The organism is Streptomyces bohaiensis (genome assembly GCF_012033785.1).
Classification (GTDB): Bacteria; Actinomycetota; Actinomycetes; order Streptomycetales; family Streptomycetaceae; genus Streptomyces; species Streptomyces bohaiensis.
On sequence record NZ_JAAVJC010000001.1, the window covers coordinates 18,251 to 39,194 of the forward strand.

At 74.5% G+C, this 20,944-nt stretch carries 16 protein-coding genes; 4 read left to right on the forward strand and 12 right to left on the reverse strand.

From position 1 onward, the window contains the following. Nucleotides 1–66 precede the first annotated feature (66 nt). Together HCN52_RS00125 and HCN52_RS00130 are read right to left on the reverse strand one after the other, a co-directional pair. Nucleotides 67–897: an inositol monophosphatase family protein gene (locus tag HCN52_RS00125; RefSeq protein ID WP_168086242.1), complete on the reverse strand. Its 831-nt coding sequence runs from the start codon at nucleotides 895–897 to the stop codon at nucleotides 67–69. A 124-nt stretch (nucleotides 898–1,021) separates the two neighbouring features. Then, nucleotides 1,022–2,146: a ferrochelatase gene (locus HCN52_RS00130; RefSeq protein WP_168086243.1), complete on the reverse strand. Its 1,125-nt coding sequence runs from the start codon at nucleotides 2,144–2,146 to the stop codon at nucleotides 1,022–1,024. Between the two features lie 415 nt (nucleotides 2,147–2,561). On the opposite strand from HCN52_RS00130, the gene sepH reads away from it, so the two are divergent. Then, entirely contained in the window at nucleotides 2,562–3,551 is a 990-nt protein-coding gene (gene sepH / locus HCN52_RS00135) for a septation protein SepH (protein ID WP_168086244.1), read from the forward strand. A gap of 95 nt (nucleotides 3,552–3,646) precedes the next feature. On the opposite strand, the gene HCN52_RS00140 is transcribed toward sepH, so the two are convergent. Next, nucleotides 3,647–4,474, reverse strand: a complete 828-nt coding sequence (locus HCN52_RS00140) for a sulfurtransferase (RefSeq protein ID WP_168086245.1) — start codon at nucleotides 4,472–4,474, stop codon at nucleotides 3,647–3,649. Nucleotides 4,475–4,629: 155 nt separating this feature from the next. Here HCN52_RS00140 and HCN52_RS00145 point away from each other — a divergent pair, with 155 nt between their 5' ends. Then, nucleotides 4,630–5,412 carry a VOC family protein gene (locus HCN52_RS00145; protein ID WP_245174747.1) on the forward strand — a complete coding sequence of 261 codons (783 nt, stop codon included), beginning with the start codon at nucleotides 4,630–4,632 and terminating at the stop codon, nucleotides 5,410–5,412. Between the two features lie 100 nt (nucleotides 5,413–5,512). Here the strand turns inward: HCN52_RS00145 and HCN52_RS00150 are convergent, their stop codons facing one another. The 4 genes from HCN52_RS00150 to HCN52_RS00165 all read right to left on the reverse strand — a co-directional run bounded on the left by HCN52_RS00150 (nucleotide 5,513) and on the right by HCN52_RS00165 (nucleotide 10,839). Further along, entirely contained in the window at nucleotides 5,513–6,190 is a 678-nt protein-coding gene (locus HCN52_RS00150) for a thymidine kinase (protein ID WP_168086246.1), read from the reverse strand. A 12-nt stretch (nucleotides 6,191–6,202) separates the two neighbouring features. Continuing rightward, entirely contained in the window at nucleotides 6,203–7,408 is a 1,206-nt protein-coding gene (locus tag HCN52_RS00155; RefSeq protein ID WP_376767065.1) for an alkaline phosphatase family protein, read from the reverse strand. Next, nucleotides 7,405–7,992, reverse strand: coding sequence for a DUF5998 family protein (locus HCN52_RS00160; protein ID WP_168086247.1), 588 nt, complete (start codon nucleotides 7,990–7,992; stop codon nucleotides 7,405–7,407). Before HCN52_RS00160 ends, HCN52_RS00155 begins: the two co-directional genes overlap by 4 nt. An 81-nt stretch (nucleotides 7,993–8,073) precedes the next feature. Then, entirely contained in the window at nucleotides 8,074–10,839 is a 2,766-nt protein-coding gene (locus tag HCN52_RS00165; protein WP_168086248.1) for a bifunctional acetate--CoA ligase family protein/GNAT family N-acetyltransferase, read from the reverse strand. Nucleotides 10,840–11,057: 218 nt separating this feature from the next. Between HCN52_RS00165 and HCN52_RS00170 the strand changes: the two genes are divergently transcribed. After that, the gene (locus HCN52_RS00170) at nucleotides 11,058–11,339 is read left to right on the forward strand and encodes an HPr family phosphocarrier protein (protein ID WP_168086249.1); all 282 of its coding nucleotides are present in this window, start codon (nucleotides 11,058–11,060) and stop codon (nucleotides 11,337–11,339) included. Nucleotides 11,340–11,672: 333 nt separating this feature from the next. On the opposite strand, the gene HCN52_RS00175 is transcribed toward HCN52_RS00170, so the two are convergent. The 3 genes from HCN52_RS00175 to HCN52_RS00185 all read right to left on the reverse strand — a co-directional run bounded on the left by HCN52_RS00175 (nucleotide 11,673) and on the right by HCN52_RS00185 (nucleotide 15,497). After that, nucleotides 11,673–12,371 carry a GntR family transcriptional regulator gene (locus tag HCN52_RS00175; RefSeq protein WP_168086250.1) on the reverse strand — a complete coding sequence of 233 codons (699 nt, stop codon included), beginning with the start codon at nucleotides 12,369–12,371 and terminating at the stop codon, nucleotides 11,673–11,675. A gap of 373 nt (nucleotides 12,372–12,744) precedes the next feature. Beyond that, nucleotides 12,745–14,112 carry a M16 family metallopeptidase gene (locus HCN52_RS00180; RefSeq protein ID WP_209313994.1) on the reverse strand — a complete coding sequence of 456 codons (1,368 nt, stop codon included), beginning with the start codon at nucleotides 14,110–14,112 and terminating at the stop codon, nucleotides 12,745–12,747. 20 nt (nucleotides 14,113–14,132) lie between these two features. Beyond that, entirely contained in the window at nucleotides 14,133–15,497 is a 1,365-nt protein-coding gene (locus HCN52_RS00185) for a M16 family metallopeptidase (protein WP_168086252.1), read from the reverse strand. 237 nt (nucleotides 15,498–15,734) lie between these two features. Here HCN52_RS00185 and HCN52_RS00190 point away from each other — a divergent pair, with 237 nt between their 5' ends. After that, entirely contained in the window at nucleotides 15,735–18,176 is a 2,442-nt protein-coding gene (locus HCN52_RS00190; RefSeq protein ID WP_168086253.1) for a DNA gyrase/topoisomerase IV subunit A, read from the forward strand. A 62-nt stretch (nucleotides 18,177–18,238) separates the two neighbouring features. Here HCN52_RS00190 and HCN52_RS00195 read toward each other — a convergent pair whose 3' ends face one another. Further along, on the reverse strand, nucleotides 18,239–19,447 hold the full coding sequence (locus tag HCN52_RS00195) for a CobW family GTP-binding protein (RefSeq protein WP_312876465.1): 1,209 nt from the start codon (nucleotides 19,445–19,447) through the stop codon (nucleotides 18,239–18,241). 212 nt (nucleotides 19,448–19,659) lie between these two features. Further along, a complete protein-coding gene (locus tag HCN52_RS00200) occupies nucleotides 19,660–20,802 on the reverse strand; it encodes a citrate synthase/methylcitrate synthase (RefSeq protein ID WP_168086255.1) in 1,143 nt (380 codons plus the stop codon). Between the last annotated feature and the right edge of the window lie 142 nt (nucleotides 20,803–20,944).

Below are 20,944 nucleotides of genomic sequence, written 5' to 3' on the forward strand. Positions count from 1 at the left end.
GATCCACGCCCGATGTGCCCCGGACCTCCGCGGTCCGGGGCACATCGGTGTGCGGGTGGGCACCGCTCAGTCGTGCCAGGCTCCGAGCTCCTCCAGCAGGGGCTGGAGGAGCGGGAACACGCCGGGCGAGGCGGCGACGGTGAGGTCCCCGTCGGGGCGGGTGCCGGGGCGGCCGCCGGTGAGTGCGCCGCCCTCGCGGGCGATGAGGTCACCCGCGGCGAGGTCCCAGGGGGCGAGCCCGCGCTCGTAGAAGGCGTCCAGCCGCCCGCCGCCGACGTCGCAGAGGTCGATCGCGGCGGAGCCGGAGCGCCGGATGTCACGGACGGCGGGGATCAGCCGCTGCGCGACGGCGGCCTGATGGGTCTTGACCGCGGTGACGTAGTTGAAACCGGTGCCGACGAGGGCGTGCTCCAGCGGAGGCGAGGGCCGCGCCGTCATCCGCTCCGCGGGCCCGTCGCCCCCGGTCCGCCAGGCACCGCCGCCGATGGTCGCGTGGTAGCTCTCCCGCCGCAGGGGGGCCTCGACCACCGCGGCGACGGTCTCCCCGTCCTGCTGCACGGCGATGGAGACGGCCCAGTTCGGCAGCCCGTAGAGGTAGTTCACCGTCCCGTCGAGGGGGTCGATCACCCAGCGGACGCCGCTGGTGCCCTCGGTGGTGCCGCCCTCCTCGCCGAGGATCGCGTCGTCGGGCCGGTGCTCCGCGATGTACTCGCAGATGAGCTTCTCGGCGGCGAGGTCCATCTCGGTGACGACGTCGATGGGACTGGACTTGGTGGCGGCGACGCCGAGGTCGGCGGGGCGGCCGTCGCGCAGCAGCGCGCCGGCCCGGGCGGCCGCCTCTCGGGCGAGTGCGAGCAGTGGCGCGTGGGTGTCGGTGTGCTCGTCGGCTGGGGTCACGGGGCTCCTCCGGGTTGTCGTGCGGTGACGGCCGGCCCGCTGCCGCGCGGCGAGGTACCGGCGGCGGCCGGTGGGGACGGCGCGGGCGGGCCGGTCCGGCGTCGGGTGGTGAGGGGCGAGCGGCTCAGGAGCCGTCGGCGCCCGCGGCTGCGGGGCGGGGCGTCCTGCCGGGGCAGCAGCCGACGGGGCACACGTCGTGCCAGGGGCCCGACTCCCCGAGGGCGCACCGGACGGGGTGCTCCTCCCGGGCGGTCGCGGCGCGCTCCAGCACGAGGTCGCGGACGGCGGCGACGAAGCGCGGGTCGGTGCCGACGGTGGCGGAGCGCACGGCGGGCAGCCCCAGTTCGGCGGCGACGGCCATGGCCTCGGTGTCGAGGTCGTAGCGGACCTCCATGTGGTCGGAGACGAAGCCGACCGGGACCATGACGACGGCCGGGGTCTCCTGCTCGCGGAGCGTCCGCAGGTGGTCGCAGATGTCGGGCTCCAGCCACGGGATGTGGGGCGGGCCGCTGCGGGACTGGTAGACGAGTTCCCACGGGTGGCGGGTGCCGGTGGCGGTGGCGACCGCCTCCGCGATGTGGCGCGCCGCCTCCAGGTGCTGGGCGACGTAGGCGCCGCCGGCGCCGTGGCCGGCGGGCGGGCCCGAGGTGTCGGCCGCGTTGGTCGGGATGGAGTGGGTGCAGAAGGCGAGGTGGGCGTGGTCCCGCACCTCGGCCGGGAGTTCCGCCAGCGCGGCGAGGACGCCGTCGGTCATGGTGTCGAGGAACCCGGGGTGGTCGTAGTAGACGCGCAGCTTGTCGGTCCGCGGCGGGCGGAGCCCCTCGGCGAGCAGGGTGTCGCGTGCCGCCGCGAGGTCCTCGCGGTACTGGCGGCAGCCGGAGTAGGAGGAGTAGGCGGAGGTGACGAGGGTCAGCACGCGGCGGTGGCCGGCCTCGGTGATCTCCCGGAGCGTGTCGGTGACGTACGGCGGCCAGTTCCGGTTGCCCCAGTACACGGGGAGGCCGACGCCGTGGTCGTCGAGGTCGGTCCGGATGGCGTCGAGCAGCCGGCGGTTCTGCTCGTTGATGGGGCTCACACCGTCGAAGAGGTAGTAGTGCTCGCCCACCTCTTCGAGACGCTCGCGCGGGATGCCGCGTCCCCGGGTCACGTTCTCCAGGAAGGGGACGACGTCGTCGGGGCCCTCGGGCCCTCCGAAGGAGAGCAGCAGGAGCGCGTCGTAGGGGGCGGGGTCGGTCGGGTGCTGCGACATACCGGCCATCCTCCCACCCGCTCGCGCGGCGTCGGCGGCGACCGGCGGACCGCCGCGCTCCGCGGCCGGGCGGGTCGGCGGACAGGGGCGCGGCGCGACACGCCGAGGAATGCGGCGGGGTGTCAACTCGCGTCGGGGCGGTGAAGTCCGTTGGCTCGCTTCCGCGCTCCGATGGCCCTAATGGAGTAGTCTGTCAACTCCTGGCTGCGGCCCGCCGACCAGCGTTTCGGGCCCTCGTTCGCGCCGGTCACCGCATGTGGCCGGGTTGCCACCGTGTCACAGCGGTGGTTGTGGGCGCGGCCCGACACACCGGCTGGGTCGGAGTGGTTGTGGCAGGCTGCACCCGGGCAGGAGACATTCGCCCAACTGGGGCAGCGACGGGGAGTCGTCGGCCGGCACCACCCGGGAGGTTCACGTGCCCGAACTGCGTGTCGTGGCCGTCAGCAACGACGGCACACGACTGGTGCTGAAGGCTGCCGACAACACGGAGTACACACTCCCGATCGACGAGAGACTTCGCGCCGCGGTCCGCAACGACCGCGCTCGCCTGGGGCAGATCGAGGTCGAGAACAACCTCCGGCCCCGTGACATCCAGGCGCGCATACGGGGCGGGGCGACAGCGGAGGAGGTCGCGGATCTCGCCGGCATCCCGGTGGACCGCGTCCGACGGTTCGAGGGCCCCGTGCTGGCGGAGCGCGCCTTCATGGCGGAACGCGCCCGCAAGACGGCGGTCCGGCGCCCCGGCGAGTCCACGGGTCCGATGCTCGGCGAGGCGGTGGCGGAGCGGCTCATCTCCCGTGGCGCCGCCAAGGAGTCGGTGCGTTGGGACAGTTGGCGCCGGGAGGACGGCACCTGGGAGGTGCTGCTGGTGTTCATGGCCGGCGGTGAGCCCCAGTCGGCGACCTGGACGTTCGACCCCCCGCGACGGCTGGTGCAGGCCGCTGACGACGGGGCGCGCTCGCTGCTGGGCGACACCGACGAACCGCCGGAGCCCAGTACGCCGTTCGTGCCGCGGATCGCCCGGCTCCCCCGGGACGGCGACGGCGCCCGGCAGCGGGTCGGCCGCGCGCCGGGGGACGGATTGAGCGCGCCGGCGGAGCCGGATTCCCTGACCAGCCTGTTGGAGGCGGTCCCCTCGTTCCGGGGCGATCTCGTCGCCCCGGCGGCGGAGGTGGTCCCGTCGGAGGAGGCGGAGCTGCTGCCCGCCGAGGAGCGGCCCGCCGCGGGGGCCGGTTCGGCCTATGCCGACGTCCTGATGCCGCGGGCGGTGGCGGGCCACCGCGACCGGCTGACGGGTACCACGGACCGGCAGGCCGAGGCGGACGGTGTGCGGCCGGGGAGGCGGGCCGCGGTGCCCAGTTGGGACGAGATCGTGTTCGGCACCCGGCGTTCCAAACCCGAGTAGCCCCGGGCCCGCGCTGTTGTGGGCGCACGGACCCGGGGACCGGCGCGGCGCGACCGTTGTGGTCGCGCCGCGCTGTCGTGTCCGCGGGTCGGCTCTCAACCGGGGTGGGGACCGGTGGCCACGGGGCGGCCGGGGTCGGCGGTCCACTCGCTCCAGGAGCCGGGGTAGAGAGCGGCCTCGTATCCCGCGACGGCCAGGGCGAGCGCCTGGTGGGCGCCGGAGACGCCCGAACCGCAGTAGACACCCGCCGGGGCGCCCTCCGTGACCCCCAGTTCGGCGAAGCGCGCGCGGAGTTCCGCGGCCGGGCGGAGGAGCCCGTCCTCGCCGGTGTTGCCGGCGGTGGGTGCGGACAGCGCGCCGGGGATGTGGCCCCCCACGGGATCGATGGGCTCCACCTCACCGCGGTAGCGCTCGCCCGCGCGGGCGTCGAGCAGCACGCCGGAGCGGGCGAGTTCGGCGGCGGCCTCGGCGTCCAGCGTGGGCAGCGAGCCGGGCCGGGGGTGGAAGTCGCCGGGTTCGGGGTGCGGTTCCTCGGTGGTGAGCTCGCCGCTCCAGGAGGCCATCCCGCCGTCCAGGACCCGCACGTTCCCGTGTCCGGCCCACCGCAGCAGCCACCAGGCACGGGCCGCCCCCCAGCCGGGGCCGCCGTCGAGCGTGACGACGGGCGTCCCCTGGTCGACACCGGCGCGGCGCATCGCCGCGCCGAACTCCGCCGGGTCGGGCAGGGGGTGACGGCCCGCGGGTCCCGAGGGTCCTGCCAGCTCCGTGTCCAGGTCGACGTAGACGGCGCCCGGGATGTGGCCCTGCTCGTAGACGGGGCGGCCGGGCGGGCCGCCCAGCTGCCAGCGGACGTCGAGCAGCGTGAGCGGCTGCCGCGTGTCCAGCTCGCTGATGAGGTCGGCTGCGGAGATGATGGCTGTCATGGGCCCATTGTCGGCCGTCCGGCGCACGCCCGGCGACAGCGTCTCCCGCACACTCGTTTACCGGGGGTCACCGGGGGCAGGAGTGACACCGAGTGCCTTGGGCTCCGTGGACGACGGCGGCCGGGGCCCCTCAGGCTTGGCGAGGAGAGGCGACGATGACCGACGCAACGACCCGGCCGGGGCCCGGGATGCCCTGCTGGGCGAGTCTCATGGCCCACGATCTTCCGGCCGCGCAGCGGTTCTACGGTGAGATCTTCGGCTGGGAGTACGAACCGGGACCGGGAACTCTCGGCCCGTACGTTCGCGCGCTGCGCGACGGTGTTCCGGTGGCCGGGCTCAACGCCACGGCCAGACGGCTGGACGGGCCCGCGGCCTGGCTGCCCCATGTCGCGGCACTCGATGCCGACCTGACGGCCAACACGGTGCGGGAGTGCGGCGGCACGGTCGCGGTCGGTCCGCTCGACGCGGCGGAGGACGGGCGGACCGCGATCGCCGCGGACATCGCCGGCGCCGGCTTCGGCATCTGGCAGCTGGCCGAGACCGGGCGCGGCGTCACCTTCGGGCAGTCGCCCGGGGCGCCGGTCTGGACGGAGCTGATCACCTCGGACGCCACCTGGGCGAGCAAGTTCTACCAGATGGTCTTCGGTTACGAGGCCCGCACCGCCCGAACCGTCCCCGGCGCGGACCGGCTGACGCTCTACCTCGGCGACCGCCCGGTGTGCGGCATCCGCGGCGTCGACGGCCGGCTGCCGCACGACCGCGGCTCGTTCTGGCTGGTGTACTTCTCGGTGCCGGACGCCGACGCGGCAGCCGCGCGGGTGCGGGAGTTGGGCGGCGAGACGGCAGAGCCGGACGAGACGCCCATCGGCCGGTTCGTCCGGGCGACGGACCCCGAGGGCGCGCCGTTCGCCCTGCTCCAACTGCGTACCGAGGGCTGACGCCCCTCACGGGCGGCGGGCCCGGCATCCGGTCGTGACGACCGGGGTGCCGGGCCCGCGCTGTGTCCCGGCGCCGACGCACCGAGGGGTGGCGACCGCGTCAGGGACGGGGGCCGGGCACCGCGGCGTCGAGCGGCAGCGTGTCGTGGGCGATGCCCCCGGTGCCGGCGGAGGCAGCGGTGAGCCGGCGGCGGTGGTGGCGTCGGCAGAGCACCTCGTACCCGGTCTCGCTGACGCCCTCGGGGCCCTGCCCGATGTCCCCGATGACCACCTGCGCGCCCTCCACCACCATGCGGCCGTCCACCGTCCGTGCGTTGTGCGTGGCGCGGGCACCGCACCAGCACAACGCCTCGACCTGCAACGTCTCGACCCGGTCCGCGAGCTCGATGAGCCGCTGCGACCCGGGGAAGAGCCGGGTCCGGAAGTCGGTGGTGATGCCGAACGCGTAGACGTCGACGGACAGGTCGTCGACGATGCGTGCCAGTTGGTCGACCTGCTCCGAGGAGAGGAACTGCGACTCGTCGGTGATCACGTAGTCGACCCGGCCGCCGGCGGTCAGGTGGCGCACCAGGTGCCGGTGGAAGTCGAAGCCCTCACCGGCCTCGACCGCCTCGCTGACCAGCCCGAGCCGGGAGGAGATCCGTCCCTCCCCCGCCCGGTCGTTGCGGGTGAAGATCAGGCCCGCCAGCCCGCGGGCCGACCGGTTGTGCTGGATCTGGAGCGCGAGGGTGCTCTTGCCGCAGTCCATCGTGCCGGAGAAGAAGGCGAGTTCAGCCATGGATCGGCTCCGTCACGTGCGTACCTCCAGGAGCGGGACGAGCTGTTCGGCCGGTGTCACCGACCCGTGCATGCCGACCAGGGCCGACTCGTTGGGCTCGGTGCGGGTGGCGACGACCGCCGCGTCCCCGGTCATGGCGACGACGACGTCCCCGATCCGGGGCAGCACCCGGGCCTCGACCATGGCGGGCGGGCCGAACCAGCCGAGGGAGACGGCCTCCTCCCGAGTCGCGACGTAGGCGGTGTCGGCGAGCACCTCACGCCAGACGGCGTGGACGTCGACAGCCGCACCGGGAACCGCGTAGACGTGGCGGGCGCGCCCCTCGCCGCCGAGGTGCGCCACCCCCGCGCCGAGTTCCCAGTCCTCGTCGAAGTCGAACCGCGCCTCCTCCGTGAACGGCACGTCGACCATTCCGTGGTCACCGGTGACGTACAGGGCGGAGCGGGGCGGCAGTTGCTCGGCGAGGCGGCGGGCGAGACTGTCGACGCGCCGCAGCTGCTCGCGCCACTGCTGCGAGTCGACGCCGTAGCGGTGGCCGTTGCCGTCGAGGTCGGCGTAGTAGGTGTACACCAGCGCGCGGTCGGCCTCGGCCAGCCGGGCGGCGGCCGCGTCCATCCGCGCCTCCGGGTCCTCACGCCCGGTCCACAGGCCGCCCGTCAGGGCGACCTGGGTGAGCGGGGTCCGCTCGAACCGCGGCCCGGAGACGTGGGCGGTGCGCACCCCGGCGGCGTGGGCACGGGCGAAGACCGTGGGGTGGGGCTGCCAGCTGCGCGGTTCCACCCACGGCTCCCAGCGGAGCTGGTTCATCAGCGCCCCGGAGTCGGGGGCGAGCACCTTGTACCCGGCCAGGCCGTGGAGACCGGGCGGCAGTCCGGTGCCCACCGACGCCAGGGACGCGGCGGTGGTGGAGGGGAAACCCGTGGTCAACGGCGTGCCGGTGCCCGCGCGGGAGCTCGGCAGCAGCGAGGTGAGGAACGGCGCCAGGTGCGGGTGGTCGCGCAGGGCGTGCCAGCCGAGCCCGTCCACGAGGAAGACGCAGACGCGGTCCGCGGGCGGCAGGACCAGGTCGGTTCCGGCGGGCATGCCGAACCCCGCGGTGATCGCCGGCAGCAGGTCGGAGAGCGACCCGGAGCCGTACTCCGGTACCGGGGCATCCCTGGGGTCCAGCGGTACCGGATCGAAGGATCCCAGCGCCGCCGCCGAGGGGTGGTGACTCACCTGGAGGACACCGCCGTGGCCTCGGAGAGCGACTGGGCGAACCGCAGCGTCTGCTGCACGGTCTCTGGGCCGTCGCCCGCCTCGCTGATGCGCAGCGAGAGGTCGTCGGCGGTGGTGGAACCGGTGTAGCCGTGATCGGCCTCGCAGTTGGGGTCGCCGCAGCTCGCCGGCTCCATGTCGATCCGGGAGAGCGCGCCCCAGCCGACGGTCAGCACGACCTCGTGGGGCGGGGTCCCGGGCCGGTAGGACTCGGGGTCGGCGACCACCCGGCTGACCACGACGGACGAGATGCGCGACAGGCGCACCGACTCCGTGGAGGTCGAGGCGTAGGAGGCGGGCGCGGTGGAGTCGGCCGGCTGCTCGTCGGTGTGGCTGACGATGAACCGCGTGCCGGTGAGGACCAGCACGGTGATGTGGCGCCGCACCTCGTCGCTGTCGAAGGTCGTCTCCTGGTGGACCAGGTAGGAGACCACGGCCTCCCGGCCGATGGCGGCCTCGACGGCGTCGGCGACCAACGCCGGGTAGTAACCACTGCGCTCGATCGCCGCCCGCAGCCCCTGAGTGGTGGTACCGGTCTTCGCCATGCGCACCATCCTAAAGGGCCACCGGGCCCGCCATGCCCCGGACGGCGGGGGCGGTGCGCTGCTCGCGGTGCCCGCAGGCCCTCAGTACGCGGGCAGGCGGCGCGGACCGTAGCCGGAGCGGGGCGGGGGCGGCGCGGCACGGACAGCGGCGCCCAGCACGTGCACGCCGTGCGTGGCGACCACCACCGGTTCCAGCTCGACAGCCGCGATCTGCGGGTGGTCGTCGAGCAGCCGGCCGAGCCGGGTGAGCAGTTCCTCCAGGGCGTCGGTGTCGACGGGCTGCGCACCGCGCCAGCCGAAGAGCATGGGTGCGGCGCCGATGGAGCGGATCAGCTCACGCGCGCCGCGGTCGGTGACGGGCAGCAGCCGGTGCGCCACGTCCCCGAGGAGTTCCGATGCCGGGCCCGCGAGCCCGAAGGAGAGCACAGCACCGGTGAGCGGGTCGGTGCTGGCGCGCACCACGGTGTCGACACCGCGGGCGGTCATGGGCTGGACCACGGGCAGCAGCTGCGCCGGGTCGCCGAGTTGCTCGGCGAGTTCTGCGTGGGCCCGGAGCAGCTCCTCCTCCGAGGCCAGGCCGAGGCGGACCCCGCCGAGGTCGGGGCGGTGCCGCAGGTGCGGCGCGGTGGTCTTCAGCGCCACGGGGTAGCCCAGGCGGCGGGCGGCGGTGCGGGCGGTCTCCGCGTCGGGCGCCGGCAGGGTGGGGACGACGGAGATGCCGTAGGCGCCGAGAAGGGCCTGGGCATCGGCGGCCGGCAGCTCGACCGCGCCGGACGCGGCGTCGGCGGGGCCGCTGGGGGCGGGACGTCCGACGAGGGCGGCGTTGAGGACGGCGGTGGCCACCGGGGCGTCCAGGTCGTCGAACTCCGGGACCCGGCCGGAGTCCCCGGCGGACCGCACCCAGTCGGCGTGGCGTGCCGCCTGCGCGAGCGCGCGGACGGCGCGCTCGGCGGAGGGGTAGGCGGGGATGCCGTGGGTGGCGAGTTCGGTGGCGAGCCCGTCCAGCGCCAGGTGGGCGACGAGGACCGGTTTTCCGACCGCGGCGTCGGCGACGGCGGCGCGCAGTGCCTCACTGAGCGCCGCCACGTGCTCCGCGCGCCCTGAGCGGGTGGCGTCGGTGGCGGTGTCCTCGGAGACGGTGGGGATCGCGGTGACCAGGACGGCGTCGCTCCCGGGATCGGCGAGCGCCTCGGCCACGGCGGCCCGGAAGTCCTCGGGGCGGGCGGCCGGCCCGAGGCCGCGGGAGGGCAGGGGCTGCAGGTGGTGGGCGCGGCAGGCGTCGTGCGCCACCAGCCCGAGCGACTCGGCGTTGCCGACCACCGCGACCCGGTCGCCGGGGGGCAGCGGCTGTCGGGCGAGGAGCAGACCGGTGTCGACGAGGTCGGTGACGGTGTCGGCCTCGACGACACCGGCCTGCCGCAGCAGTGCGGAGACCGTGGCGTGCGGGGTCCGTCCGACGGGGACGGTGTGGCCGCGCGGTGGGGCGCCCCCGCTGTGGCGACCGCCGCGGACGACGACGACCGGGCGCCCGGCGAGCGCCGCACGGCGGGCGAGGCGGGTGAACTTCCGTGGGTTGCCGAGCGATTCGAGGTACATCAGCGCGACGGAGGTGCGCTCGTCCTCGTACCAGTGCTGGAGCAGGTCGTTGCCGGAGACGTCGGCGCGGTCGCCCGCCGAGACGAAGTCGCTCAGCCCGGCCCCGCACTGGTCGAGCTCCTCCAGCACGGCGATCCCGATCGCCGCCGACTGGGTGAAGAGGCCGATGCCGCCCCGGCGGGGCAGGTAGGGCCCCAGGCTGGCGTTCAACCGGACCGCGGGATCGGTGTTGATGATCCCGAAGGCCCCGGGGCCGATGAGCCGCATGCCGTGCGCGCGGGCGAGCTGTACCAGGTACCGCTGGCGCTGCGCGGAGTGCTCGGTGGCGAGGACGACCAGGCCGCGTACTCCGTGCTCGCCGCATTCGGCCACGACGTCGGGGAGTTGGTCGGCGGGGACGGCGAGCACCGCGAGGTCGACCGGGCCGGGGACGTCGGCGATGCGGCGGTGGGCCGGTGCGCCGCCGAGTTCGGTGGTCTCCTCGGGCAGGGCGTTGTTGACGGCGTGGACCGTGCCGGTGAAGCCGGCGGCGCGGAGCCGCTCCACGACCGTCCGGCCGGCCCCGCCGGGGCGGCGACCGACCCCGACCACGGCGACGCTGCCGGGGGCGAGCAGCCGGCCGACCGACCGGGCCTCGGCGCGCTGCTCACGCGCCTGCATGACCTCCAGCGAGGCGGCGGTCGGTTCGAGGTCCAGGGTGAGGTGGACCGACCCGTCGGTGAAGCTGCGGCGCTGCGAGTACCCCGCATCGGTGAAGACCTTGATCATCTTGCTGTTGGCCGGGAGGACCTCCGCGGCGAACCGGCGGATCCCGCGTTCCCGCGCGCATGCGGCGATGTGCTCCAGCATGGCCGAGGCGAGGCCCCTGCCCTGGTGGGCGTCCTCGACCAGGAAGGCCACCTCCGCGCGGTCGGCGTCCCCGGAGGCGGCCCGGCCGCGTTCGTCGATCCGGTCGTAGCGGACCGTGGCGATGAACTCCCCGGCGACGGTCGCCGCGAGCCCGACCCGGTCGACGAAGTCGTGGTGGGTGAACCGGTGCACGTCGCGCGCCGACAACCGCGGGTAGGGGGCGAAGAACCGGTAGTACTTCGACTCCTCGGAGACCCTCTCGAAGAAGCTCACCAACCGGTCGGCGTCGTCGGCCGTGATGGGGCGCAGCCGGGCGGTGCCACCGTCGCGCAGCACGATGTCCGCCTCCCAGTGGTCCGGGTAGGACGGTGCGGGACTCTCGGGCTCCGTGAGCGGGCGCATGGGGTCAGCGTACGGCGCACGGCGGGTGGGGCGCCCGCCGTGCGACCCGGCCGGGCGGCTCGCCGTCGTGGCCCGCCGTCGCGGCCAGGCAGTGGCGCGTGACCGCCCGGGCGGAGGCGGACGCGCTCGGCGTGCGAGAGTGGCAGCGGACGAATCGCCCGAACCCGCGTGCGGACCTGCTCACACGCGATCCCCACTCGAACCGGAGGACACAGATCATGGCTGAGCGCCACGTCACCATCGGCTGGCCCGAGGGCCTGCACGCCCGTCCCGCTTCGGTCTTCGTGCGCGCCGTCACCGCGTCCGGCGCGGCGGTGACCATCGCCAAGGGCGACAATCCGCCGGTGAACGCCGCCTCGATGCTGGCGGTGCTCGGGCTGGGCGCCGAGGCGGGCCAGGAAGTGGTGCTGGCCTCGAACGACGAGGGTGCCGAGGTGGCACTGGACCGGCTGGCGAGGCTGGTGTCGGAGGGCCTGGAGGAGCTGCCCGAGGCGGTCTGACCCCCGGCACCCGCGCCATCGACGACGGCGGCCGGCCCCGCGCATCCCGCGGTGGCCGGCCGCCGTCGTGCCGACCGGCCTGCGCGGTGACCGCCGGTGAGGCGGAGCGGAGGCGAGAGCGGGCTGGCGCCGGAAAAGCTTCCCTGCGGCGGGGAGGACGACGGCTCAACACCGCTCGGGAATGCATTCACCGGAGGGTCGGAGGGCGGAGGACATGGAATACCCGGCGCGGATCACCCCGAATTCGCGAGAGGCGCCGGACGCCGCCAAAAAAAACGGAATGAGGGCGGCCCTTTCCGATGAGCGCTCCGACGAAATGCTAGGCCCAGCGCGTTACGAACGCGCGCGCCCCGTGTTGACGGGAGGTTTCCTGGGAGCCGGTGCCCGACCGGCCCGCATCGCCGCCTCCAGCCCGCCCCGGTCGGCCTGACCGGGCGCGCGGTCCAACTGGGCCAGCACCACGCCGCGCGCCCGTTCCGCGTCCCCGCGGGCGATCGCGTCCACCAGCGCGCCCCGCTCCTGCCACGTCTCCGCGTCGCGCGCGGCCGCGTCCAGGGGGTGCAGCCAGGCGATCTTCCGCCGGGTCTGCACGAGCAGGGCCGCCAGCGGCGGGCTTCCGGTGGCCTGGGCGACCGTCTCGTGGAACCACTCCCCCAAGGAGCGCAGGTCGTTGTCCTGGCCCTGCTCCGCGCGCTGCCGCCCCAGGCGCACCAGCCCGCGCATGACCTTCAGGTGGGCCTCGGTGCGGCGTTGCGCCGCCCGGGCGGCGCCCAGGGGTTCCAGCAGGGCGCGGATGTCCAGCAGGTCGGCCGCCTCGCGATCGTCGGGCCGGGCCACGCAGGCCCCGGCGTGCCGACGGGAGACGACGAACCCCTCGGACTCCAGCGTCCGCAGCGCCTCGCGGACGGGCACGCGGGACACGCCGTAGCGCTGGGCGAGCTGCTCCTCCGCCAATCTCGCCCCCCGCGGCAGAGCGCCCGCGACGATGTCGTCGCGAATCGCCGCACACACCGACTGCGCCGAAATCCGCATCAACAACCCCCATGGCCGGGACGTCCCGGCGCAGCAATTACCGCCGAGTCACTCCCGAACTGTATGACATTCATTCGGGAATTCCGACCGGGCCGCCCTGCGACCACGTTCTTTTCGGACTCGTGACCCCACGGGGCGCGAAAGGGGCGCGCCGCCCCGGCGGCAGGGCGCGGCGGACGCCCCGAAGCGCCCGGGCGCAGCGGCGCGGCAGCCCGCGGCACGGACGCGGAACGGCTGGTTCCGTTCAGCGGCCGGCAGCGGCGCCGGCCCCCGCTCCCCGTCGGAGGAGGCCGACCCCCGGGCCCGCGCGTTGACCGGACGAGACACGGAGGGGGCCCGGGGGCGTATCGGTGCCTTCGTTGGTGACCGGCCGTCAGGCCGTCACCACCGTGACCTCGCCGATACCCAGCTCCTTCATCGGTCCGGCGATCTGGTCGGCGTCACCGACCAGGACCGTGACCAGACGGTCCGCGGGGAACGCGTTCACCGCGGCGGCTGTAGCCTCCACGGTCCCGGTCTCCGCGAGCCGCGCGTACAGCTGCGCCTGGAAGTCGTCCGGCAGCTGCTGGTCGACCTGGTCGGCGACGGTGGACGCCACCGCCGCCGCGGTCTCGAACCGCAGCGGCGCCACACCGACCAGGTTGCGGACCGCGACATCCCTCTCGTCGTCGGTCAGCCCCGACTCCGCAAGGGTACGCAGTACCTGCCAGAGATCGGCCATCGCCGGGCCGGTGACGTCCGTGGCGACGGAGCCGCTGATGGCGAGCATCGCCGCACCGTCACCGGCCGCCGAGGACCGCAGCACCTGGGCGAACGCCCGCATGCCGTAGGTGTAGCCCTTCTCCTCGCGCAGCACCCGGTCGATCCGGGAGGTGAGCGTACCGCCGAGGCAGTACACCCCGAGCGTCTGGGCCGGCCACACCGAGTCGTGGCGGTCGGGACCGACCCGGCCGATCAGCACCTGCGTCTGCACCGAGCCCGGGCGGTCGACGATCACCACCCGGCCGGTGTCGTCCGCGACCACCGGCGGCAGCGGGGCGGCGGCCGCCGCCTCGCCCGTCCATCGGCCCAGGGTGTCGGCCAGCAGGGCCTCGAGGTCGACGCCGGTGAGGTCCCCGACCACCACGACGGAGCCACCGGTCGGGTGGATCCAGGCGTCGTAGTAGGCGCGGACGGCGGCGGGGTCGATCCGGGCGACGGACTCCGCCGAGCCCTGGCGGGGGCGGGAGAGCCGGGAGTTCGCCGGGAACAGCTCCGCGGAGAGGGCCATCGCGGCCCGGCGGCCCGGACTGGCCAGTTCGTGCGGAATCTCGTCGAGCCGGTTCCGGACCAGCCGTTCCACCTCCGCGTCGGCGAGGGCGGGCGACGCCAGGGACTCGGCGAGGAGTTCGAGGCCGCGCTCCAACCGCGAGGCGGGCACCTCCAGCGAGACCCGGATCGAGTCATGGTCGGCGTGCGCGTCCAGGTTGGCACCGCAGCGCTCCAGCTCGGCGGCGAACTCCTCGGCGGGGTGGTTCTCCGTCCCCTCGCCCAGCGCACGGGCCATCAGGGCGGCGATGCCCTCCAGGTGCTCGGGCTCCGCCGTCAGCGGCACCGGCAGGCACACCTCGACCGCGATGACCTGCTGCCCCGGCCGGTCGATCCGCAGCAGCCGCAGGCCGTTGGGCAGTTCGGAGCGCTCCGGCGCGGGGAAGGCCCACGGCACGGGCTCCCCGCCGACCGGGCGGGGGTGGAGGTCCATGGCGGGGGTGAGGGCGTCGGTCACAGCTGCTCCTTCGCGTCGTCGCCGGCCTCGGCACCGTCCGCGCCGCCGGTGGGCTCGTACACCAGCGCGGCACGGTTGTCGGACCGCAGCCGGGCCGCGGCGATCTGCCGCACCTCCTCGGCCGTGACCTCCAACAGCCGGTCCACGGCGGTCAGGGCCAGCTTCGGGTCCCCGAAGAGAACGGCGTACCGGCAGAACTCGTCGGCGCGGCCGGCGGTGGTGGAGAGCCGGTCCAGCCACTCGCGCTCCAACTGCGCCTGGGCACGCTCCATCTCGCGCTCGGTCGGCCCTTCCTCGGCGAACCGGGCCAGCTCCTCGGCGACGGCCGCCTCGATCGCGGGGATCTCGGCGTCGCCGGAGGCCTTGACGTCCAGGAACGCGAAGGACGGGGCGCCCGCCAGCCGCATCATGCCGAAGCCCGCGGTGACCGCGGTGCCGTCGCGGCGGACCAGGCGGTTGTAGAGGCGGGAGGACTCCCCGCCGCCGAGGACGGTGAGCGCCACATCGGCGGCGTCGGCTTCCCGGGTGCCGTCGTGCGGCAGCCGGTAGGCGGCGACCAGCGCGCGGGAGGGGACGTCCTCCTCGACGACCTCGCGGAGGTCCGCGCCGATGACGTCGGGCAGGGCCCCGTCGCGGGGCGGCTGCTTGCCGTCGTGGGCGGGGATCGAACCGAAGTACTTCTCGATCCAGGCCAGCGTCCGCTCGGTGTCGATGTCGCCGACGACCGAGAGGACGGCGTTGCCCGGAGCGTAGTAGGTGCGGAAGAACGCGCGGGCGTCCTCCAGCGAGGCCGCGTCCAGGTCGGCCATGGAGCCGATCGGCGTGTGGTGGTACGGGTGGCCGTCGGGGTAGACCATGGCGGTCAGCCGCTCGAAGGCGGTGCCGTAGGGCACGTTGTCGTACCGCTGGCGCCGCTCGTTCTTGACGACGTCGCGCTGGTTCTCCATGGACTCGTCGTCCAGCGCCGTCAGCAGCGTCCCCATGCGGTCCGCCTCCAGCCAGAGCGCGAGCTCCAGCTCGTGGGCGGGCATGGTCTCGAAGTAGTTGGTGCGCTCGAAGCTCGTGGTGCCGTTCAGGGAACCGCCCGCGGACTGCACCAGTTCGAAGTGCCCGTTGCCGGGGACCTGCGCCGACCCCTGGAACATCAGGTGCTCGAAGAGGTGCGCGAGGCCGGTGCGGCCGGGGACCTCGTGGCGGGAGCCGACGTCGTACCAGAGGCAGACCGCGGCGACCGGGGTCTGGTGGTCCTCGGAGAGGACCACCCGGAGACCGTTGGCGAGCCGGTGCTCGGTCACCGTCGGCGGCGTGGCGGTGTTCTCCCGCCCGGCCGCGGCGGGTTGGTCGGTGGCCGTGTGGCCCATAGGTGTGGGGTCCCTTCGTTCGGTCGATCCTCCTGGCTCGCAGTCACTGTATGCGTGCCGACGGCCGATGTGGGCCACGTCGCGGTACCCGCCGACCCGCCGTGGGAAACCCGCGCAACCGGGTCCCGGCGCCCCGCTGTCCGCGCGGCGGTCCACAATGGTCCGCAGCACCGCGCCGGTCGACGGGCCGGAGTCGGTGCGCCCGCCCACCCATGCCCCCGAAGGAGCCGCGCCGCGATGGCCCGCCGCAGCACGAAGACCCCGCCCGCAGACGACTTCGACGAGCGCATCCTCGACATCGACGTCGTCGACGAGATGCAGGGCTCCTTCCTGGAGTACGCCTACTCGGTGATCTACTCGCGCGCGCTGCCCGACGCCCGCGACGGTCTGAAGCCGGTGCACCGACGCATCCTGTACCAGATGCACGACATGGGGTTGCGCCCGGAGCGCGCGCACGTGAAGTGCGCGCGGGTGGTCGGCGAGGTGATGGGCAAGCTCCACCCGCACGGCGACGGCGCCATCTACGACGCCCTGGTGCGCATGGCCCAGCCGTTCTCGATGCGGGTGCCGCTGGTCGACGGCCACGGCAACTTCGGCTCGCTCGGCAACGACGACCCGCCGGCGGCGATGCGGTACACCGAGTGCCGGTCGACCCCGGTGGCCGGGTTGATGGTGGCCTCCATCGACGAGGACACGGTCGACTTCGCGCCCAACTACGACGGCAGCGAGCAGGAGCCGGTCACCCTGCCGGCGGCCTACCCGAACCTGCTGGTCAACGGCGCCTCCGGGATCGCCGTCGGCATGGCCACGAACATGCCGCCGCACAACCTCACCGAGGTGATCGCGGCCGCCAAGCACCTCATCAAGCACCCGGGCGCCGACCTGGCGACCCTGATGCGCTTCGTGCCGGGCCCCGACCTCCCCACCGGCGGGCAGATCGTCGGCCTCGACGGCATCCGCGACGCCTACACCAAGGGCCGCGGCACCTTCCGGATCCGTGCCACCGTGGCGGTGGAACAGGTGACCCCGCGCCGCAAGGGCCTGGTGGTCACCGAGCTGCCGTTCGCCGTGGGCCCGGAGAAGGTCGTCTCCAAGATCAAGGACCTGGTCAACGCCAAGAAGCTCCAGGGCATCGCCGACGTCAAGGACCTCACCGACCGCTCGCACGGCCTGCGGCTGGTCATCGAGGTGAAGAACGGGTTCCACCCCGAGGCGATCCTGGCGCAGCTGTACAAGCTGACGCCGATGGAGGAGTCGTTCGGCGTCAACAACGTGGCCCTCGTCGACGGGCAGCCGCTCACCCTCGGGCTGAAGGAACTGCTGCAGGTCTACCTCGACCACCGGTTCGAGGTGGTACGGCGACGGAGCGAGTTCCGCCGCACCCGCCGCCGGAACCGGCTCCACCTCGTCGAGGGGCTCCTCGTCGCGCTGGTGGACATCGACGAGGTGATCCGGATCATCCGCGCCAGCGACAACGCGGCCGCGGCGAAGGACGGACTGATCGAACGGTTCGGCCTCTCGGAGATCCAGACCCAGTACATCCTGGACACGCCGCTGCGGCGGCTGACCCGGTTCGACCGCATCGAGCTGGAGAACGAACGGGACCAGCTCACCGCGGAAATCGCCGAACTGACGGGGATCCTGGAGTCCGACGCCGAACTGCGCAAGCTCGTCTCCTCCGAACTCACCGAGATCTCCCGCAAGTACGGCACCCCCCGGCGCAGCGTCCTGGCCGACGCCGACGGCGCGGTGGTCGCCGACGTGCCGCTGGAGGTGCCGGACGACCCCTGCCGCGTGCTGCTCTCCTCGACGGGCCTGGTCGCGCGGACCGTCGACCCCGCCGTCGTCCTCCGGGACGGCGGGCGCCGCGTCAAGCACGACGTGGTCGCCTCGGCCGTCCTCGCCACGGTCCGCGGCGAGGTGGGCGCCGTCACCTCCACCGGGCGGCTGCTGCGGCTGTCGGTCGTCGACCTGCCGCTGCTGCCCGCGGAGGGCTTCAGCGACCTCTCGGCCGGTGCGCCCCTGGCGGAGTTCCTGTCGCTGGCGGACGGGGAGCGCATCGTCTGCCTGACCACCCTCTCGGAGTCCTCTCCCGGCCTCGCGCTCGGGACCGAGCAGGGCGTCGTCAAGCGGGTCGTGCCCGACTACCCGCTCACCAAGGACGAGTTGGAGGTCATCACCCTCAAGGAGGGCGACCGCATCGTCGGCGGCGCGGAGTTGCGGACCGGCGAGGAGGACCTCGTCTTCATCACGGAGGAGGCGCAGTTGCTGCGCTTCCAGGCCGGGCAGGTCCGCCCGCAGGGGCGGCCCGCCGCCGGCATGGCGGGCATCAAGCTCGCCGACGACGTGAAGGTGCTCTCGTTCACCGCCGTGGACCCGGGGTCCGAGGCGGTGGTGGTGACGGTCGCGAACAGCGACGGGACCCTCGACGAGGGGGGCGGCGCGAAGATGACGCCCTTCGACCAGTTCCCCCGCAAGGGTCGGGCGACCGGCGGGGTGCGCTGCCAGCGATTCCTCAAGGGCGAGAGCCGACTGGAGTTCGCCTGGGCGGGTTCACTGCCGGCGCGGGCGGCCGGCCCCGGCGGGGTGGCGGCGGCGCTGCCCGCCGAGGACCCGCGGCGCGACGGCTCGGGCACACCGCTGTCGAAGCCGATCGAGGTCATCGGCGGCACTTCCTAGCAGTCTGCCGGCCGGGGGGGGGCGGGCTGTGAGGTCCGCTCCCCCGGCCGAGGCGTGCCGGGCTACGCCGGTGAGCTCCCGACCGGGTGGCCCGCGTGGGCGGGCGGGTCCTCGATCTCCGGCAGGTCCGAGTAGGCGGGCGGATCCTCGATCTCCGGCAGATCGGCGAGCTCCGGCAGATCGGCGAGCTCCGGGCCGGTCGGCGCGGATGCCGGAGCTCCGACGTCCGCCGGCTGCCCGTCGTCTCCCGGTCCGGTCGCCGGGTCGTCGGTGAACCGGAGCACCCCGTAGAGCGCCGCAGGGCCGGTCTCGTCCGGGTCGGGGCCGACGCAGGCGGCCAGTTCGGCCCGCAGCGCCACTGCGTCGAGGCCGCTCCCGATCATCACCAGTCGGGTGCCGACTGCCTCGTCCCTCCGCCACGGCAGCGGCTGGAAGCGCAGGAAGCCGCCGACGGAGTGGACGTCCCAGCGCCGGTCCTCGCCGCCCGCGCCCAGGTGCACCGCCCCCTTGAGGCGGTAGAGCCCCGCCGGTCGGCGGTCCAGGAACGCCATCAGCCGGCGTGGGCTCAACGGCGCGTCGGCCGTGAACTCCACGCTCTGGTAGGAGGCGTGGGGATGCGCCGTACGGTCGGCCGGTGCGAGGAGGTCCTCGAAGGAGAGTTGGCCGTCGTGGTGGCTGCGGGCCCGGCTCGCGTCGCGGTCGAAGAACAGGCCGGGGTCGACGCGTGCGTGCTGCGTCTCGACGACAGGGGCCGTCCCGGCCAACCCGCCCACCAGCCGCCGCAGTTTCTCCCGTTCCCCGGGCGGCGTGCGGTCGGTCTTGTTGAGCACCACCAGGTCCGCCACCGCCAGGTGCCGGTCCAGTTCCGGGTGACGACGGCGGGTGTCGGCGAACTCGGCGCCGTCGACGACCTCGACCAGGCCGCCGTAGACGATGCGCCGGTCCGCGCTGGCGAGGATGGTGCGGATGAGCGTCTGCGGCTCGGCGAGCCCGCTCGCCTCCACGACCACGAGGTCGATGCGGGCGGCGGGGTCGGCGAGCCGCGCGAGCGCGGTGTCCAGCTCCGCCGGGTCGACCGCGCAGCACAGGCAGCCGTTGCCGAAGGAGACCATCGCGTCGACCTGGCCGGCCACCGCCATCGCGTCGACCTCGATGGCACCGAAGTCGTTGACCACGGCGCCGATACGAACGCCCTCGCGGTTGTGCAGCAGGTGGTTGAGGAGCGTCGTCTTGCCGGCTCCGAGGAAGCCGGCGAGCACCAGGACCGGGATCCGCCCGCCGGCGGTGGCACCGGCCGGGCCGGCGGCCGCGGTCTCGTCCCGGTCGTCCTCGGCGCGGTGATGGGGGCCGTGCTGCGGCACGTGGCGTCCTTCCTCGACGGGCCGCGGCCCGGCCTCGGACGGCGGGCCGCGGCGGCGGGCGGGGTCCAGCTTAGGCAACCCGCCCGGTCCGCGTCGGCCACCCGCAGGCGACGGCCCAGGGCTCAGAGCGCGGGCACGGGACGGGGCGGGGTGGGCCCGGTGTAGCGCGCCGCCGGCCGGATGATCTTCCCGTCCTGCGCCTGCTCCAGCACGTTGGCGCTCCACCCGACCACCCGGGCGGTCGCGAAGGTGGGGGTGAACATCTCCCGCGGCAGGCCGCAGAGTTCCATCACGACCCCCGCGTAGTACTCGACGTTGGTGTGCAGGGCGCGTCCGGGCTTGAGCTCGGCGAGCACCGCCTCGACCCGCTGCTCCACGGCCACCGCGAGGTCCACGAGGTCGCCCCCGAACCCCTGCGCGATCTCCCGCAGCATCCGCGACCGGGGGTCCTCGGTGCGGTAGACGGGGTGGCCGAACCCCATGATGCGCGCCCCGGCGAGCACCTGTTCGCGGACCCAGGAGTCGGCGCGGCCGGGGTCTGCGATGGCGTCCAGGGTGTCCAGGGCCCGGCTCGGCGCGCCGCCGTGCAGGGGGCCCGAGAGCGCCCCGACGGCGCCGGTCAGGCAGGCGGCGAGGTCGGCGCCGGTGGAGGCGATGACCCGCCCGGTGAACGTCGAGGCGTTGAAGCCGTGGTCGATGGTCGAGACGAGGTACTGCTCGACCGCTCGGGCGTGGCGCGGGTCCGGCTCCTGGCCGCTGAGCATGTACAGGTAGTTCGCCGCGTGGGAGAGGTCGGAGCGGGGGGCGACCGGTTCGAGGCCGTGCTGGAGCCGGTGGAGCGCGGTGAGCAGCGTGGGCACCACCGCGCACAGGCGCAGCGCGTCCTCGGCGCGCTCCTCGGGGGCGAGGTCGTAGACCGGGCGCAGCCCGAGGGCGGCGCCGGTGGCGGAGAGCGCGGTACGGAGCCCGGCGAGCGGCCCGCCGCCCGTCGCGGCCAGGGCCGGCAGCAGTCCCCGGACCGCCTCCGGGACCTCGCGCGCGGCCGCGGTGCGGCGGGCGAACGCGGCGGAGCGTGGGGCGTCGGGCAGGTCGCCGTGGACCATCAGGTACCAGACGTCCTCGAAGCTCCGGGTCCGGGCGAGGTCGACCGCCGAGTACTGCCGGTAGTGGTAGAAGCCCTCGGCTCCCCGGACGTCGCCGATGGACGTCTCCGTGACGACGACTCCTGCCAGTCCTCGGGGGACGTCGGTGCGTGGGGTGGTCATGGCTGCTCCCGGCGGTGGATGGGGGTGGTGGGTGGGTGTCATGCCGCGTCGGCCGGTGGAGCCGGCCGCAGGGCGGGGCCGGTCCGGCGGCGGCCTCGGGGGCCCGGCGTTCCGGCCTCGGCCTTCGTGATCCGACTGTCAA